The organism is Bacteroides xylanisolvens, from assembly GCF_018289135.1.
Taxonomy (GTDB): domain Bacteria; phylum Bacteroidota; class Bacteroidia; order Bacteroidales; family Bacteroidaceae; genus Bacteroides; species Bacteroides xylanisolvens.
Window position 1 is genome coordinate 86,606 of sequence record NZ_CP072216.1, and the last position, 17,103, is coordinate 103,708.

Consider the following 17,103-nt stretch of genomic DNA (forward strand, 5'->3'; position numbering starts at 1 on the left):
TTTCAAGCTCTTGTTCTTTATCTTTGCTACATCAACATGATGTCGAACTAAAGAAAAAGAACTATGAAAACACACCTCTTTTCTTATAAGTGCGGTCGAAAGCACATCAAAGTTTACCATCTATTTGAATTGGTAATAATTAAAGGATAAAAAACGGTCATGGACAAGAAAGTACGAAGTATAGAAATTTCGAAACGGGTTCCAATTGTGGGCAACTACGATGTAGTTGTCTGCGGTGGCGGACCAGCTGGTTTCATTGCGGCCATTGCGGCTGCTCGCAGTGGTGCGAAAACTGCTGTTGTGGAACAATATGGTTTTTTAGGTGGAATGGCTACAATGGGGCTTGTTACTCCTTTGAGTGTTTTCACCTATAATAATGAAAAGGTGATAGGCGGTATTCCATGGGAATTTATCGAACGGCTGGAGAAGATGGGAGGCTGTATCATTGAGAAACCTCTTGGCAATGTAGCTTTTGATCCGGAGCTTTACAAACTTTTATGCCAGCAAATGATGCTGGAAGCCGGCGTGGATATGTATATGCACTCTTACTTAAGCGGTTGCCAGGCAAAAGACGGCAAAATATCCTGTATCCTCTTTGAGAATAAGAATGGGACAGAGGCCATAAGTGCCGATATGTATATCGACTGCACTGGGGATGGTGACCTTGCCGCTATGGCGGGTGTTCCGATGCAAACAGATGATTGTAAACCGCTGCAACCTCTTTCCACCTATTTTATATTAGGCGGTGTGGATACAGATTCGCCCATGATAATCGATGCCATGCACCATAATAAACAAGGGCAGAATTGTCATTGCATTGCAGTTCGTGAGAAACTTCTAGCAATGAAAGAGAAGCTTGGCATCCCCGAATTCGGAGGTCCTTGGTTTTGCACCACTCTTCGTCCGGGCGAAGTAACGGTTAATATGACCCGTACTGCAGGAAATGCCATCGATAATAGAAATTTTACCGCAGCGGAATGTCGCTTACGGGAAGACGTATTTAAAATAGCACGAATCTTTAAAGAGAACTTTGAAGAGTTTAAAAACAGTTATGTGACGACCGTCGCCGTACATGCCGGTATTCGTGAGACACGTCGTATCAAAGGTGTACATACCATTACAGCAGAAGAATATGTGAATGCTTATAAATATCCTGATAGCATATCACGCGGCGCACATCCTATAGATATCCATGTGGCAGCAGGTGCGGAACAGAGCGTAACTTTCCTTAAAAAAGCGGCGTATGTACCTTATCGTGCTCTTATAGCTGAAGATTTCCCGAATCTGCTCGTAGCGGGACGCTGTATTAGTGCTGATAAGACTTCCTTTGCGTCACTTCGCGTTCAGGCAAGTTGTATGGGGGTAGGACAAGCCGCAGGAGTAGCAGCCGCACAATGTATAAAGGCAGGTGTGACCGTACAAAAGGCTGATATTCACAATCTCATAGAGGAATTGAAGAAACTTGGAGCAATTATATAAAGAAGAACCAGAATATGGAACAGTTAGATTATATTATTATTTTACTCTACTTTCTCGGACTGATTGCCGTGAGTGTTGTGATGTCCCGGAAAATTAAAAACTCCGAAGATATGTTTATTGCCGGGCGAAATTCTTCGTGGTGGCTGTCGGGAGTCTCTTCCTACATGACTATCTTCTCGGCAAGTACCTTTGTCGTTTGGGGAGGCGTTGCTTATAAATCGGGACTTGTTGCGGTAGTTGTTGCACTTTGTCTTGGCGTAGCATCGTTTATTGTCGGTAAATGGATCTCGGGCAAATGGCGGGAGCTACGTATCAAATCGCCGGGGGAGTTCCTTACCATCCGGTTCGGACACCGTACGGTAAGTTTTTACACGATTTCAGGAATTATAGCCCGTGCGGTACATACGGCAGTGTCTCTGTATGCGGTAGCGGTTGTGATGTGTGCATTAATCAAAGTCGATGGTGGCAGTATTTTTGCAAGTACGGGTATGATGGGCGATTCACCGATGGGTTACCTAAGTATTTGGTGGGCGCTTCTTATTCTTGGTGCCATCGCTCTTGGATACACCATTGCCGGAGGATTTCTTGCGGTACTAATGACTGATGTAATTCAGTTCGGAGTACTTCTGGCCGTGGTTGTATTTATGATACCTCTTTCATTTAACGCGGTAGGAGGCGTAAGTGCATTTATCGATAAGGCCAGTGAGATACCGGGATTCTTCTCGGGCACATCTCCGACCTATACATGGGGGTGGCTTTTACTGTGGATATTTCTCAATGTGTCTATGATTGGCGGTGACTGGCCGTTTGTACAGCGATACATAAGCGTGCCTACTACAAGAGACGCAAAAAAGAGTACTTATTTAATCGGAATTCTTTATCTCGTCACTCCTCTTATCTGGTATCTTCCTACCATGATTTATCGTGTGATGGAACCTGGACTTGCGCTTGATTTGGATGCAACCACAATGACTTTCAACGGCGAACACGCTTATGTGAATATGAGCAAACTCGTGCTCATGAAAGGAATGGTCGGTATGATGTTGGCAGCGATGTTATCGGCTACATTGAGTAATGTTTCGGGCATTTTGAATGTATATGCCAATGTATATACTTATGATATTTGGGGACACAAAGAGAAAAACCGTCAGGCAGATGAGAAAAAGCGTATCAAGGTAGGACGTCTCTTCACATTTGTCTTTGGGCTTGTGATTATCGCTTTGTCAATGCTCATCCCGTTTGCCGGAGGTGCCGAAAAGGTGGTAGTAACTCTTCTTACTATGGTGATGTGTCCTTTATACATTCCGTCAATATGGGGACTGTTCTCGAAGCGGCTGACAGGCAACCAACTTATTTCTGCAATGATTCTTACCTGGCTCGTTGGTATTATGGCTCGCGTCATAATTCCCGCCTCCGTTATTAGTCCAAGCCTTATAGAGTCAGTTGCCGGTTGTGTACTTCCTGTACTTATCCTTGCAATCATGGAAGTTTGGTCGGCACGTAAAAAGTATGAAGATAATGGTTATAAAGCCATTTGTGAATATACTGATCCTGAAGCCGATCGCGAACCGACATTAAAGGAGAAAAAAGCGGTATTAATCTATTCGCATTTGGCTGTTAACTGCTTCTGTATTACCATTGGTGTCGTTGCGCTCTTACTGATAGGTCTGCTTATTGCTGGCGATCCGAAGACTCTTGCGGTCAAAGGAATTGTGATAGGAAGTATCGTACTGATGATTGCCATGATACTTGCTTATGTGATATACAGAATTATATATGCAAGACGTCTGAAAATGTCTAGCTAGTCAATTATTAATAACCCTAAATACTAATCAAATGAATCTAAAGATGTTATTGTTTGCAAGTGTGTCGCTTGTGCTTTTTGCATCTTGTCATAACTCGGATGATCCGTATATGACACTCGCGACAAAGACACTTGATGTAGAAGCAGAAGGTGGACTTTTCACTGTTGACCTTTCATCTAATGTCTATTACAGAGTCAATAACGATTGTCAGACCGATGGAAGCGATAGCCATTGGGCAGTTGTTGATTCGCATGAGACACAAGGTGAGATTACTAAATTTACAATCAAAGTCTCTGAAAATTCGTCGACTAGTTCACGTGTCGGTGCCATTCGTTTCATTGGCGATGATGTAACTCCTCTAAAGCTGGTTATTACCCAAAAGATGATTGTTCCGAAAGGTATCAGTCCTATCACCGAATCGATTGACGCAACTACAACAGAATCTTCGTTCAAAGTCTTTGGCGATAAGGAGTGGAAGGCTGTGTGTACAGATGCGGATGTGACCGTTTCTCCTGCAAATGGGGTAGGCGAATGTGATATTAAACTTACTTTCCCGGAGAACAAGACATTTACCAAAAGGACAATTAAAGTAACGGTAACCATCCAGGATGATACAGACTATACCTATACTCTTGTACAAGATGCTTTCTCGGGCATTTTGGCTGATTGGGACTTGAATAGTTTAACTGCCAACACAAGTGGAACATTTGCTGATGATGAGGCACAATCGGTATTCCCGGGAACCAATGGCAAGTATATTGCTCCGAGTGCCGGAAGTGGTAAGATTGAGTATTGGGCATGTGACCGGACAGGTTATGTAGAGCAGAAAGTCGTATGCAGCCGTGCCGTGGGTGCTAATGGTGACCCGTATGTATCAGGAGCTATTCCGGGTGATTATTGGTATGTCTATGGGGATATGAAAGGTACGACCATTCCTGCCGGTACCAAGATACACTTCTATTTTGTGACCAAATTAGGAACGATGTGTTCCAACTACTGGATGATCGAGTTCAAGGATGGAGAAGAATGGAAACCGGCTCTTCCGACTTCGACTCTTCAGGAAAGTGCGACAGAGACACTGTCGGGTGCACCTATCAATTACTCGGCGACTATTACCTACAACTTTGCGGGAATGTTGCTCGATAGCAGTAACAATGGCGCATATATCCCTGCCGAAGGAATATTTACCACGACTAAGGATATGGATGAGATTGTGCTAAGATTCGGACAGGCAGGCCGTTTATGTCTTAGTGGTGCCAGATATGCCGGAAAATATATTGACTGGACACATGCAAGCGGCCAGACACGTTTTTCAGCGCAACATCCAAGTAACCCTGAAACAGGTGCGGCAATCAAAGAGTATAACCAACATGTATTGCTTGAAATCGTAGAATAAATAGTATGAAAAAAAGTATATTAAGCCTGTTATTGGCATGTTTCCTGCAAATCAATCTGGCTTTTGCACAGAATGTAATGAAGGGTGTCGTTAGCGATGCCAATGGTCCTCTTGTCGGAGTGGTGATCCACGATAAAGACAATGCAAAAGGTACTACCTCCGATATGTCGGGAAAGTATGCGCTCAATGGCGCTGAATCAGGCCATACAATAGAATTCCGTTATCTTGGTTATGTGACCGAGACTGTGGTGTGGGATGGTAAGAGTGTAGTAAATATAAAACTTAAAGAGGATGCTGTACAACTTGAAGAGACAGTTGTTATCGGCTATGGATCTGTAAAAAAGAAAGATCTTACAGGTGCGGTCGGTGTAATCAACAGTTCGCTTATCGAGAAACAGAGCACGTCTCAACTTTCACAATCTTTGCAAGGACTGATTCCGGGACTGACGGTTACCCGTTCGAGCAGTATGCCGGGGGCAAGTGCTACGGTTCAGGTGCGTGGTGTGACAACAATGTCTGATTCGAGTCCGCTTATCCTTGTCGATGGTATGATGGTCAGTAGCCTCGACAATATAGCAAGCGAAGACGTACAGCAGATTACTGTACTTAAAGATGCAGCTTCTGCATCCATCTATGGTGCCCGTGCTGCTGCCGGTGTTATCTTGATAACGACTAAGGAGGCAACCGAGGGACAACTTTCGATCGGTTATAACGGAGAGATTTCGTTGTCTTCTCCTACCGAATTTCCGAAATTCCTGACCGACCCTTATCACTACATGACAATGTATAACGAATGGTCGTGGAACGATGCCGGTAATCCTGCGGGAGGCGAGTTTGCCAACTATTCACAGGACTACATCGACAACTATGCTACCAACAACAGGTATGATCCCATTCAATATCCTATCTATGATTGGAAAGACGCTATTCTTTCGAATACTGCTATGCGCCATAAGCACAACTTGACCATGACGTATGGCAACAAGGTAATCAAGAGCCACACTTCCGCTACCTACGAAAATGCCGACGCTATCTATAAAGGTTCAAACCACGAAAGAATCTCTATCCGTTCGCGTAATAATCTCAAGATTAGTGATAAGCTCTCCGGTTCTATCGATTTCTCGGTACGTTATGCCACGAAAAATGACCCGACTTCCGGTAGTCCGATTCGTGCAGCTTATATGTATCCTTCCATTTATTTGGGACTTTATCCGGATGGCCGTGTTGGTCCTGGTAAAGACGGCAGTCTTAGCAATACGCTTGCCGCCTTATTGGAAGGCGGAGAGAAGAAGACCGTATCCAACACAATGACCGGTAAATTCTCGTTGAGCTATAAGCCCATAAAAGATTTGACCCTTACTGCCAACCTGACTCCTACCGTCGGAACTGTTTCGATCAAGGAGATGAAGAAAGCCATACCTGTTTACGATGCATACGAAACCGATGTTATGCTGGGATATGTTTCAGGATATACTTCCAATTCGCTAAGTGAAGAACGCCGTAACATCAAATCATTGGAGAAACAATTCATCGCTACATACGACAAGACCTTCAGCAAGGTACATAACTTCAATGCCATGGTCGGTTATGAAGATTATAGTTATACGTATGAAACGATGTCGGGATCGACCAACGATATGTCTTTGTCTTCTTTCCCTTATCTTGATTTGGCGAACAAGAATGCTCTTGCCGTAGCCGGCAATTCTTATCAGAATGCATACCGTTCATTTTTTGGCCGTGTCATGTATAATTACGACAGCCGTTACTACCTCCAGCTCAATGCTCGTGAAGACGGATCTTCACGTTTTCACAAGGATCACCGTTGGGGATTCTTCCCGTCCGCATCGGTGGGTTGGGTCATCTCTAACGAGAAGTTCATGCAAAACATAACCCCGATAAACTATCTGAAGTTCCGTGCCTCTATCGGTACGCTCGGTAACGAGCGGATTGGAAATTATCCTTATCAGACATACATTTCGTTCAATAATGCCATTATGTATGACAGTGCAGGTTCTACGCCCCAATCTTCGATGTCTGCCGCTCAACAGGATTATGCGTATGAGAATATCCATTGGGAGAAAACACAGAGCTGGGATATAGGTGTGGATGCCGCTTTCTTTAACAATCGTCTTGACTTTAGCGCAGACTATTATTATAAGAAGACAACAGATATGCTCTTGTCAGTGGCAATCCCGTCGTTTACAGGTTATTCGGCACCTGACAGGAACGTAGGTAAAATGCATACCCGTGGTTGGGAAGTGAAACTCGGCTGGTCTGACCGTATCGGAGATGTAAATTATGCGGTAAGTTTTAATATCTCTGATTACAAGTCTATAATAGATAATCTTAACGGCAAGCAGCAGTTTAACAGCGATGGTACCATTATTACCGAAGGCGCAGAATATAACTCCTGGTATGGATATAAGACTGCTGGTTTATTCCAGACCGCAGAGGAAGTCAGTGAAAGCGCTCTGCTTTCGGCTTCTACCAAACCGGGTGATGTGAAATATGTAGATGTCAGCGGTCCGGACGGCACTCCTGACGGAATTATCAATGAGACATACGACCGCGTAGTGCTTGGCAGCTCATTGCCACACTATCTATATGGAGGTTCTATTAGTTTGGGCTGGAAAGGTCTCTCTTTCTCCTTACTCTTCAATGGTGTCGGGAAACAACTTTCACGCCTCACCGAAAGTATGATTCGCCCCATGCAGGGACAATGGCTTCCGGCTCCGTCAGTCCTTCTGAACGACAATGGCAGCCGTAATTATTGGAGTGTATATAATACTGCAGAGCAGAACGCGGCAGCCAGCTATCCCCGTTTGAGTCATCAGGGCGGTGAATACAACAACTACAAAATGTCGGACTACTGGCTCAAGAGTAGTGCCTATATGCGTATAAAGAATATCAACGTTGGCTATACAGTTCCTAAAAAAATCGTCTCTAAAGTCGGAATCAAGGGACTTCGGGTGTACGTCAATATCGATGATCCATACTGCTTTGATAGTTATCTTTCGGGATGGGACCCTGAAGCAGGCGCTTCTACCTATATCACACGCACTTATACATTTGGAGTGGATATCAAATTCTAATGGAGTATGAAAAAATTACATAATATGAAAAAAATACATGTATTGATTTGCATGATAGCTCTTCTATCTGTAACTTCTTGTGTGAACCTCGATCTGAATCCTCCTTCAGCTGCATCCAGCGAAAACTGGTTCTCGTCACCGGAGGAAGTTCGAATCTCGTTGAACGATTTTTATCGCAGTACCTTCTTTGTTATAGAAGAAGGTTGGACGCTGGACCGTAATACGGATGACTGGGCGCAACGAACCAACATTTACACCATTGCGGCAGGTTCACTGAATGCGTCTTCTACAAGTAATCCTAACATCAAGACTGTTTGGAGTTACACGTATAAGAACATTAGTCGTGCCAACCGGATTTTGGAGGCGCTCGACAAACTTGAAGGCAAATATTCCACCACTGAACTGAATACGCTTCGTGCCGAAGCCCGTTTTTTCAGAGCATTTGCTTATTCACGTTTGATTACTCTTTGGGGAGATGTTCCTTTCTACGTGACTTCGATTACTCCGGAGGAAGCATTTGAGATGGGGCGTACCGACAAAGCTGTCGTTCTGAAACAAATTTATGAAGATTATGACTATGCCGCAGAAAATTTGCCGGCCGCAAATAATAATAGCGGCGCCACCCGTGTGGACAAAGGAACGGCTTATGCTTACAAGGCGCGTACCGCTCTCTATCAACACGACTACGGGACTGCCGCAAAGGCTGCGCAAGACTGTATGGATCTGGAAGTATATGACTTGGCCCCTGATTATGGTGAACTTTTCCGCGACAAGACAAGAGGAAGCAAAGAAGTTATTTTCTCTGTTGCTCACTCAAGCGACCTTGAGTTGGATGAAAACGGTAAACCTACTACACAGGCTATCGGTTCCTTTATTGCCCGTTCGGCAGGCGGTACACATAATGCGCAACCTTCGTGGGAACTTCTTGCTGTCTACGAAATGACGAATGGCAAGACGATTGATGAACCGGGCAGCGGTTTTGATCCTCACGATCCATTTGCCAACCGTGATCCCCGTTGCCTGGAAACATTTGCTGCTCCCGGCAGCCGTATCTATGGTATTGAGTGGAACCCTGCGCCAAACGCACTCGAAGTAATGGACTATACACAAAATCGTATGATTACAAACAAAGATTCCAAAGGCGGTTCGGATGCTTCCAACTGTGCTTACAATGGTTGTTGCCTGCGCAAAGGCGCGCAAGAGTCATGGCGTACTACTTTGTATAACGACAACCCCGTCATTCTCATGCGTTATGCCGATGTATTGTTGATGTATGCCGAAGCTAAGATTGAACTGGGGGAGATTGACGCTACTGTCATTGCTTGCATCAACGATGTCCGTGCCCGTGCTTATGGCACCACCCGTACACAAACCAACGACTATCCGTCCATCACGACAACCGATCAGACGGCATTGCGCAAAGTGCTCCGTCGTGAGCGTCGTGTGGAGTTTGCATGGGAAAATCTACGCTATTTCGATTTGCTTCGTTGGCATCAGTTTGAGAATGCTTTCGGACACAATATGTACGGATTTACCCGTACAGCCAACAGGGCAAAGGAATACTTTGCGGCAGGCAACTGGTTTTGGCCGGAGACTCCGACATTTGACAAAGACGGATTTCCTTCTTTTGAAGCGATGGCCGACGGAACCTATATCGTCCAGCATGGTGAACGTAAGTATGATGAGAAGATTTATTTGTGGCCATTGCCAAGTGATGATGTATTGATAATGAATGGCAAACTTGTTCAAAATCCAGGGTACTAACTTTATTAAATAAATGATATTATGAGCATTGGAGAAATTTTATTGCGCAGTCGCTATCAACCATTGAAAAGGGTGTTGAGCTATGATGTATTCAACACCGGCTTTAACGGTTGGATGACATTGATGCCTAACTTTACGGAATATCCCGATTTTGATGTTCCCAAGACATTGGTCAATAAAGACCAGTGGCCACCGGTCATGCTTAGTTCCGCTACTTTCAGGTATCCGGGCACTCACGGAGCTATGTCCGGCACTTACTCTCTTAAACTTTCGACAAGACCTGTTGCCGCTCCTTATACGGAGATTCCGGCGGAAGGTTGTCTGGGACATGCCATTAAGCGGCTTTCGTTCTCTCGTCCGGGCTGCAAATATTTGCAGATAGAATGTTGGTTTACATACACGGCGGAACAGGATGTGGTGGATGGCGGTGACCGTCCGCAACCGGGTTTACATGAGAGTTCCATCCGCGATTTTGGTATGGGATTCGATGTACAGGAGGGTGGAAAACGTTACCATGTAGGAATTCGTTATCTCAATGCAGTAGATGGCAAATTAATGCAGAAGTGGCAGTATGAACATTCCAATGAAGACATAACCGACCGCGATTGGGCTTATGGACTTGACGGAGACTGGTGTAAGAGGGGAGTCGATCCCTGGTGGTTCGGCCGCCGTTATCCTAATGGCGACCACGATGGATTCAAGGATTTGAAAGATGGTCATCAGAAACTCATTTACAATGAGACCGACTGTAAACTCAATTGGCAATACATGCGTCTGAAACTTGACACAGAGCTTCGTGAATATGTAGAGTTCCAATGTCAGGACAGAATTTGGGATATGCGTGGCATTGCAGCTGATACCGTTGACGGATATGGACGCATCGACAATCTTATCAATCCTCTTTTCTGGGTGGGTACTGATACCAATCGTCGTGTATTCTTTTATATAGATTCTGTTGTTGTTTCACAAGAATAAAAGGAGGAATGTAATATATGAAAATGTTTAATGATTCCCATCTTGAGGTAAAGAAGTTCTTTAAAGGTACTTTCTTCACTCATCCTTACGAGGCTGGTTGGGCAGATGAGGCTATATTCTTTGTTATGGTTGAGAAAATAGAAGGAGATCCCGTATTCGAAGGTCGTGTACAACTATCGCAAGACGGCATACATTGGGCTGACGACGGTAGTGATCCTGTAATCTTCAAAGGACTTGGCCAACATATTATAAAGGTAAATTCAAATTTTGGTAATTATATTCGTCTTGCCGTCAGCATTGAAGGCGGAGAGATGTTTTTAAATCTTCATATAGCATGCAAAGGTTAATATTTATATTTAGTCTGTTCATCCTTGCGATTGTAGGATGCAGCTCCAATGAGTCTCACTCATTTTTGATTCGTCCGGATGGAGGTGGGGAAGATGCTGCCACTGAAATAGAGGTAGGTAAGACGATTCCTGCCTGGCAGGAGGGTGTGATGGATATTCATTTCATCAATACGACTACCGGTGAAAGCATGTTTGTAATATTCCCGGATGGTACGCAAATGCTTATCGATGCCGCAAGTTCGAGTGTTACGACCAACTCTAATAGTAATACGACCAACACCGGTATCCGTAGTCGTTGGGATCCGACTCTGACTTCTACCCGTGGTTCACAGATTATAACTGATTACATTCGTAAGTGTATGGTATGGACAGGTAACAGCACGATTGATTATGCCGTACTTACCCACTTCCATAATGACCACTTCGGCGGTTATACTTCTTCCTTGCCGAAATCTTCCAACTCCGACACTTATTCGTTGATAGGTTTTGCCGAGATTTTCGACAATTTCAAGATTGGTACGCTTCTCGATCGTGGCTATCCCGATTATAACTATCCGTTCAATATGGCGACAATGGCAGACAATGCTCCAAGTTGTAATAACTATATCAATGCAGTGAAATGGCATGTCGCCAATCAAAAGTTCGATGCTGCGATATTCAAAGCAGGGGCGAATGATCAGATCGTTCAGAAGTATAATCCTGCAAAGTATCCTACTGCAAAGGTGCAAAACGTGGCAGTGAATGGAGAGATCTGGACAGGTTCGGGCACTACCACAAAGAAGACATTCCCTGAACTCTCGGAGATTTCATACGAAAACAGTAAGAACATTACCTCCAGTGACAATTGTCCGCCGGAGAATATAACCAGTTGTGTGATGAAAGTTTCGTATGGCAACTTTGATTTCTTTGCCGGTGGTGACCTTCAGTATAACGGACGTTCGAGTCATGCGTGGAAAGATGCCGAACTGCCCTGTGCAAAAGCAGTAGGTCAGGTGGAATTATTGAAAGCTAACCATCACGGTGTAACCAACACCAATCAGGTGGATGCTCTGAAAGCACTTAATCCACAAACGATTGTTGTCAATTCGTGGGTAGATTGTCATCCCCGTACCGATATACTGAATTCGATGGAGACAACACTCCCTGCGTGTGACATGTTTATCACTAACTTCTGGCAAGGCGATCGCCCCAGCGGAGTAGACGACCGGGTTACGGCGGAAGAGGCTGCGAGAGTAAAGGGATATGATGGACATATTGTAGTTCGTGTGACCGATGGGGGAAACAAATATAGAGTTGTGACAATCACAGATTCTGACGGGGCAATGACTGTTAAGACTATTTCCGGTCCATATACAAGCAGATAATGAATACAAAATATTATGATGTAATAGTAGCAGGTGCAGGTCCTGCCGGGATATGTGCGGCTGTAGCCGCCGCCCGGCAAGGAGCACGTGTTGCCCTTATCGAAAGATACGGAGTCATCGGAGGTAACCTGACCGCCGGGTATGTCGGCCCTATTCTCGGTAGTGTAAGCAAGAACACGATGCGCGATGAGGTTTGTGCTATTCTTGGCGTCGAAGACAATGACTGGATTGGCGAACATGGAAATGCTCACGATTTCGAAGAGGCAAAACTTACATTGGCAGAATTTGTCGCCAGGGAAAAGAACGTCGATGTCTTTTTGCAATGTTGCGTGTCGGATGTTATTCGTGACGGAAAGGTGGTAAAAGGCATTAAGTGTGCAAGTAACGAGGGGACGCTCTGTTTTGAAGCCGCGGTTACAATTGATTGTACCGGTGATGCCATAGTATCTTTTCTTGCCGGTGCAAAAATAGAAAAAGGACGTGCTGACGGACTCATGCAGCCTGTAACCCTTGAATACACCATTGATGGCGTAGATGAGTCGAAAGGAATTATCTGCATTGGAGATGTAGACAATGTTCAATTGAATGGCGAGTGTTTTCTTGATTGGTGTAAAAAGAAAGCCGATGAGGGCAAACTTCCCCGGATGCTTGCTGCCGTGCGTTTGCATCCGTCGGTCAGACCGGGTTGCCGTCAGGTAAATACGACACAAGTCAATAGGGTGGATATTACTTCGGTAAGCTCTATTTTCACCGCCGATCTTGAACTTAGGCAACAGATACGCCTCCTGACTCAATTCTTGAAAGAAAATTTGCCGGGTTACGAAAACTGTAGAGTGATCGGAAGTGGTACAACAACCGGAGTGCGCGAAAGCCGCAGGGTGATGGGCGACTATGTGATCGATGCCGATGAAATGGCGGAAGGCTGCCGTTTTGCCGATGTGGTGGTACATAAAGCATTGTTCATTGTCGATATACATAATCCTGACGGAGCCGGACAGGCGGAACCAACCATCCAATATTGCAAACCATACGATTTGCCGTATCGTTGTTTTCTCCCGTTGGGCTTGGAAGGGCTTCTGGTGGCGGGACGGTGTATATCGGGTACTCACAGAGCTCACGCTTCATATCGTGTCATGAGTATTTGCATGGCGATGGGAGAGGCAGTTGGTATTGCTGCTGCCATGAGTGCGTCGCAGCACTGTACTCCGCGGGCTCTCGATGTAGGAGAGTTGCAGAAACGGCTTGAGTCGTTAGGCGTAGAGCTGTTCGATTAACGTAGAACATAATCATACTTTAAATTTATAGAGCATACTTATGAAAAAGATCTATTTGTCTGTCGTGTGCTTACTGATCTCTATTCCCCTTATCGCCCAGTTGTATGTAGAGCCGGAGAAAGAGGTAGAGTGCTCTGTCTTCCTGGCAAAGGAAGGACGGGGGCGGGCACAGCAAGGACTTGAAATATGGGATGATTACATATTCTCGTGCGAGGATGGAGGGCACGTGAATATCTATGATTTCAAAAGTGCCGATCCGAAACCTGTGGCAGGCTTTGAGTTGGCGTCCTCCCATCCGGACAACCATGTAAATAATGTATGCTTTGGCGTCGAGACAAAACGCGGAGCATCGTTTCCTCTCTTGTATATCACAAACGGGAAGGTAGGAAGCGAGTTGGAATGGTTGTGTTTTGTGGAGAGCATCACCCGTCGTGGAAAACGTTTTAGCAGCGAAATCGCACAGACAATTGAACTCGATGGCTCGAAGTGGGCGGAGAAAGGGTATGTCCCCATCTTTGGTGCACCAAGCTGGCTGGTCGATCGGGAACGGGGATTTATATGGATATTCTCGGCACGTAAACGTACTGTGGCGAAGGTGACAAAGCATGCATGGGAAAACCAGTATGTCGCCACCAAATTCCGCATACCATCGTTGAGTGAGGGCGCAAAGGTGCGCCTCGACGAAAATGACATTCTCGATCAGGTGGTGTTCCCCTATGAGGTATGGTTCACGCAAGCGGGCTGTATGCATGATGGTAAAATCTATTTCTGCTTCGGAGTTGGGAAACAGGATGACAGCCGTCCTTCCTGCATCCGGGTGTACGATACGGATAGGCGGACGATTACTGCCCGGTACAATGTGCAGGAACAGGTTATTTACGAACCGGAAGATATTGTGGTCAAAGACGGAGTTATGTATGTCAATACCAATACGAATGCGAAAAAGACGTCCGATCTTCCTTGCATATTCAAACTCTCTCTTCCGAAAGAAAAGCCGGTGACCGAAAATCCTCTCGACGAGATACGCAGGGATCCGGAACGTGCGGGCGGCGTGTATTATGTGACCGATCTTTCACATCCGGTTACGCCGGCGCCCAAAGGATATAAGCCTTTCTATATAAACGGCTATTTCCGTCATGGAGCGCGTCAGATAGACGATGAGGTGACTTATCCTGCCATATACGGCGTATTGGAGAAAGCTCATGCCACAAACAACCTTACCGATTTTGGGAAAGCCCTGTACGAACGTCTTGAACCGTTCAAGAAGAATGTGTTTTACAAAGAAGGCGATCTGACGCAAATCGGTTATCGTCAGACAAGGGAGATAGGCCGGAGGATGGTACAAAATTATCCGGAAGTATTTGAAGGCCATCCCTATTTGAAGACTAACGCAACGAATGTGCTTCGGGTGGCGGCCACCATGCAATCTGTAAATTCGGGCATTTTGTCGCTGCGTCCCGGGCTTGAATGGGCGGAGATAGACAACTCCCGTTCGTTCCTTGCCACACTGAATCCATACGGTAACGTATGTCCCGACAGGAGTCCGCTTGATAAGTATATACTCGGTAAAGAAAACAGTTGGTATAAGAAATATCGTTCATATATAGATGAAAAGTTGGATGTGGATGCTTTTTTTACAAGACTGTTTATAGATGTTACGCAAGTAGAAAGTGAGTATGACAAGTACGACCTGATCCATCGTTTCTGGTTAATGGCATCACTGATGCAATGCCTCGACCGCCAAGTGCCTATATGGGATATCTTTACAGAAGAGGAAATATTGGCTTGGGCAGAAATCGAGAACTATAAGTATTTTGCGCAGAAAGGTCCTGAACCGGTATCTCACGGGCGTAGTTGGGGACTTGCATCCCGCACGTTACGCCATTTGTTAGACGAATCTGCCGAAGATCTGGTTCGCAAGCGTCATGGCATCAATCTCAACTTCGGACACGATGGCGTTCTGATGGCCATCTTGACAAATCTGCAAGCCGGAACGTGGGCGCGGGAGGCTGGTAATTCCAAAGAAGCGTTGCGGAGTTGGAAGTACTGGGATATTCCGATGGGTGCGAACCTTCAGATGATCTTTTACCAATCAGAAGGCAATCCGGACGTTTTAGTTAAGTTTATGCTGAATGAAAAAGACCTCCGGTTGCCGTTGGAAGCGGTTGAAGCATCTTATTATAAATGGAATGAGGTTTATAAATTCTATATAGAACATTGCGACAAGGTGGAAAAATCACTTGCCGAAACATTGAAATTATCGTATGAAGACTTTTAATTATAATCGTGCTGAAATAAAGGCCGGAATAGTACATTTCGGCGTTGGAAACTTCCATCGTGCACATCTCGAAGCTTACACAAATCTATTACTTGAAGATCCGTCACAAAGATGCTGGGGGGTATTCGGAGCCATGATTATGCCTACGGACGGGGTATTGTTCAACGCCCTCAAGAAAGACGACGGCATATATCAATTGACGACATGCAGCCCTTCCGGCGAACAGGATAGTATGCTGATTGGTTCGCTTGTAGAACTGGCATGGGGGGAAATAGATAGTGAGCCTATCATCGCTAAAATAGCATCGGAGGAGATAAAAATCATCTCTCTCACCATTACCGAAGGGGGATATAAGGTTGATTTTAACCAATCGCGCAGTGTGTTCTGGTATGTAGCCGAAGGACTTAAACGCCGGATGGAGAAAGATTTGCCGATTACGATTCTTTCGTGTGACAACATGCAGATGAATGGCAATGCCGCCAAATGTGCGTTTATGTCATACTTCGAAGCGAAATATCCCGAGGTGGCAGCGTGGGCGAAAAAGAAAGTGACGTTCCCGAATTCGATGGTGGATCGAATCACTCCCGTAACAAAACCGGGTAAGGTTACAGATGTGTGTTGTGAAGACTTTATACAATGGGTGATTGAAGATAATTTCATTGCAGGCCGTCCTGCATGGGAGAAGGTGGGAGTTACATTCACCCATGATGTGACCCCGTACGAAATCATGAAATTAAGTCTTCTCAATGCGTCACATACTCTTCTTTCTTATCCTGCCTATATGGAAGGATTCAGGAAGGTCGATGCTGTAATGGCAGACGAGAGGTATCGTGCAATGATAAAGCTGTTTATGAACAGGGACGTTACTCCTTATGTTCCGGTTCCCGAAGGCGTTGACCTTGAAGCGTATAAAGACCAGCTTATCGAACGATTTTCAAACAAGGCGATCAGCGATCAGGTATCACGGCTTTGCGGCGATGGCATTGCCAAGTTTGCCGTTTATGTGGTACCCATACTCAAACAGATGTTGCAGGATGGGAAGGATATTTCGATAGAGGCTTTCCTGATAGCTGTTTATTGCAAATACCTGATAGGTGCGCGCACCGAGTCCGGTGAAAATATAGCTATCTCCGAACCTCACATCACCCCGGCGGATAGGAAGTTGATTTCTGGAGGATCGTCGGCCGAGTTCTTGAAAATATCACCTTTTGTGTCATTGGGACTGGACAAATATCCTGTGTTTATGGAAAAGTATGAGCAGTTTTATGCTATGCAGGTAGCGGAAGGATTGAAAGTCTTATTACAGTAAACAACTAAAAAATCCAAGGC

At 45.2% G+C, this 17,103-nt stretch carries 11 protein-coding genes; all 11 read left to right on the forward strand.

Annotated features, from left to right (window positions below):
• Positions 1-159 precede the first annotated feature (159 nt).
• From INE92_RS00350 to INE92_RS00400, 11 genes are read left to right on the forward strand one after another with little or no spacing between them, the layout of a single operon-like run.
• Entirely contained in the window at positions 160-1,479 is a 1,320-nt protein-coding gene (locus INE92_RS00350) for an FAD-dependent oxidoreductase (RefSeq protein WP_004313408.1), read from the forward strand.
• Positions 1,480-1,493: 14 nt separating this feature from the next.
• The gene (locus INE92_RS00355; protein WP_211421278.1) at positions 1,494-3,284 is read left to right on the forward strand and encodes a sodium:solute symporter family protein; all 1,791 of its coding nucleotides are present in this window, start codon (positions 1,494-1,496) and stop codon (positions 3,282-3,284) included.
• Between the two features lie 31 nt (positions 3,285-3,315).
• Complete coding sequence (locus INE92_RS00360) at positions 3,316-4,680, forward strand: BACON domain-containing protein (protein ID WP_009039731.1); 1,365 nt, start codon at positions 3,316-3,318, stop codon at positions 4,678-4,680.
• A 5-nt stretch (positions 4,681-4,685) separates the two neighbouring features.
• Entirely contained in the window at positions 4,686-7,772 is a 3,087-nt protein-coding gene (locus INE92_RS00365; RefSeq protein ID WP_004304773.1) for a SusC/RagA family TonB-linked outer membrane protein, read from the forward strand.
• Positions 7,773-7,796: 24 nt separating this feature from the next.
• Positions 7,797-9,536: a RagB/SusD family nutrient uptake outer membrane protein gene (locus INE92_RS00370; protein ID WP_009039732.1), complete on the forward strand. Its 1,740-nt coding sequence runs from the start codon at positions 7,797-7,799 to the stop codon at positions 9,534-9,536.
• 21 nt (positions 9,537-9,557) lie between these two features.
• Positions 9,558-10,511: a DUF6772 family protein gene (locus INE92_RS00375; protein WP_008651152.1), complete on the forward strand. Its 954-nt coding sequence runs from the start codon at positions 9,558-9,560 to the stop codon at positions 10,509-10,511.
• A 17-nt stretch (positions 10,512-10,528) separates the two neighbouring features.
• Positions 10,529-10,858: a hypothetical protein gene (locus INE92_RS00380; RefSeq protein WP_004313403.1), complete on the forward strand. Its 330-nt coding sequence runs from the start codon at positions 10,529-10,531 to the stop codon at positions 10,856-10,858.
• Positions 10,846-12,222: a ComEC/Rec2 family competence protein gene (locus INE92_RS00385; RefSeq protein ID WP_032851256.1), complete on the forward strand. Its 1,377-nt coding sequence runs from the start codon at positions 10,846-10,848 to the stop codon at positions 12,220-12,222. The genes INE92_RS00380 and INE92_RS00385 overlap by 13 nt, the downstream gene beginning before the upstream one ends.
• The gene (locus INE92_RS00390) at positions 12,222-13,496 is read left to right on the forward strand and encodes an FAD-dependent oxidoreductase (protein WP_118419015.1); all 1,275 of its coding nucleotides are present in this window, start codon (positions 12,222-12,224) and stop codon (positions 13,494-13,496) included. The genes INE92_RS00385 and INE92_RS00390 overlap by 1 nt, the downstream gene beginning before the upstream one ends.
• A 40-nt stretch (positions 13,497-13,536) precedes the next feature.
• Positions 13,537-15,774, forward strand: coding sequence for a histidine phosphatase family protein (locus INE92_RS00395; protein ID WP_195436280.1), 2,238 nt, complete (start codon positions 13,537-13,539; stop codon positions 15,772-15,774).
• Entirely contained in the window at positions 15,761-17,083 is a 1,323-nt protein-coding gene (locus tag INE92_RS00400; RefSeq protein ID WP_195436279.1) for a mannitol dehydrogenase family protein, read from the forward strand. The genes INE92_RS00395 and INE92_RS00400 overlap by 14 nt, the downstream gene beginning before the upstream one ends.
• Positions 17,084-17,103: the final 20 nt, after the last annotated feature.

Bases quoted from the DNA above. Each gene is read 5' to 3' on its own strand.
- INE92_RS00350 (WP_004313408.1), top strand. From the start codon at position 160: ATGGACAAGAAAGTACGAAGTATAGAAATTTCGAAACGGGTTCCAATT.
- INE92_RS00355 (WP_211421278.1), top strand. From the start codon at position 1,494: ATGGAACAGTTAGATTATATTATTATTTTACTCTACTTTCTCGGACTG.
- INE92_RS00360 (WP_009039731.1), top strand. From the start codon at position 3,316: ATGAATCTAAAGATGTTATTGTTTGCAAGTGTGTCGCTTGTGCTTTTT.
- INE92_RS00365 (WP_004304773.1), top strand. From the start codon at position 4,686: ATGAAAAAAAGTATATTAAGCCTGTTATTGGCATGTTTCCTGCAAATC.
- INE92_RS00370 (WP_009039732.1), top strand. From the start codon at position 7,797: ATGAAAAAAATACATGTATTGATTTGCATGATAGCTCTTCTATCTGTA.
- INE92_RS00375 (WP_008651152.1), top strand. From the start codon at position 9,558: ATGAGCATTGGAGAAATTTTATTGCGCAGTCGCTATCAACCATTGAAA.
- INE92_RS00380 (WP_004313403.1), top strand. From the start codon at position 10,529: ATGAAAATGTTTAATGATTCCCATCTTGAGGTAAAGAAGTTCTTTAAA.
- INE92_RS00385 (WP_032851256.1), top strand. From the start codon at position 10,846: ATGCAAAGGTTAATATTTATATTTAGTCTGTTCATCCTTGCGATTGTA.
- INE92_RS00390 (WP_118419015.1), top strand. From the start codon at position 12,222: ATGAATACAAAATATTATGATGTAATAGTAGCAGGTGCAGGTCCTGCC.
- INE92_RS00395 (WP_195436280.1), top strand. From the start codon at position 13,537: ATGAAAAAGATCTATTTGTCTGTCGTGTGCTTACTGATCTCTATTCCC.
- INE92_RS00400 (WP_195436279.1), top strand. From the start codon at position 15,761: ATGAAGACTTTTAATTATAATCGTGCTGAAATAAAGGCCGGAATAGTA.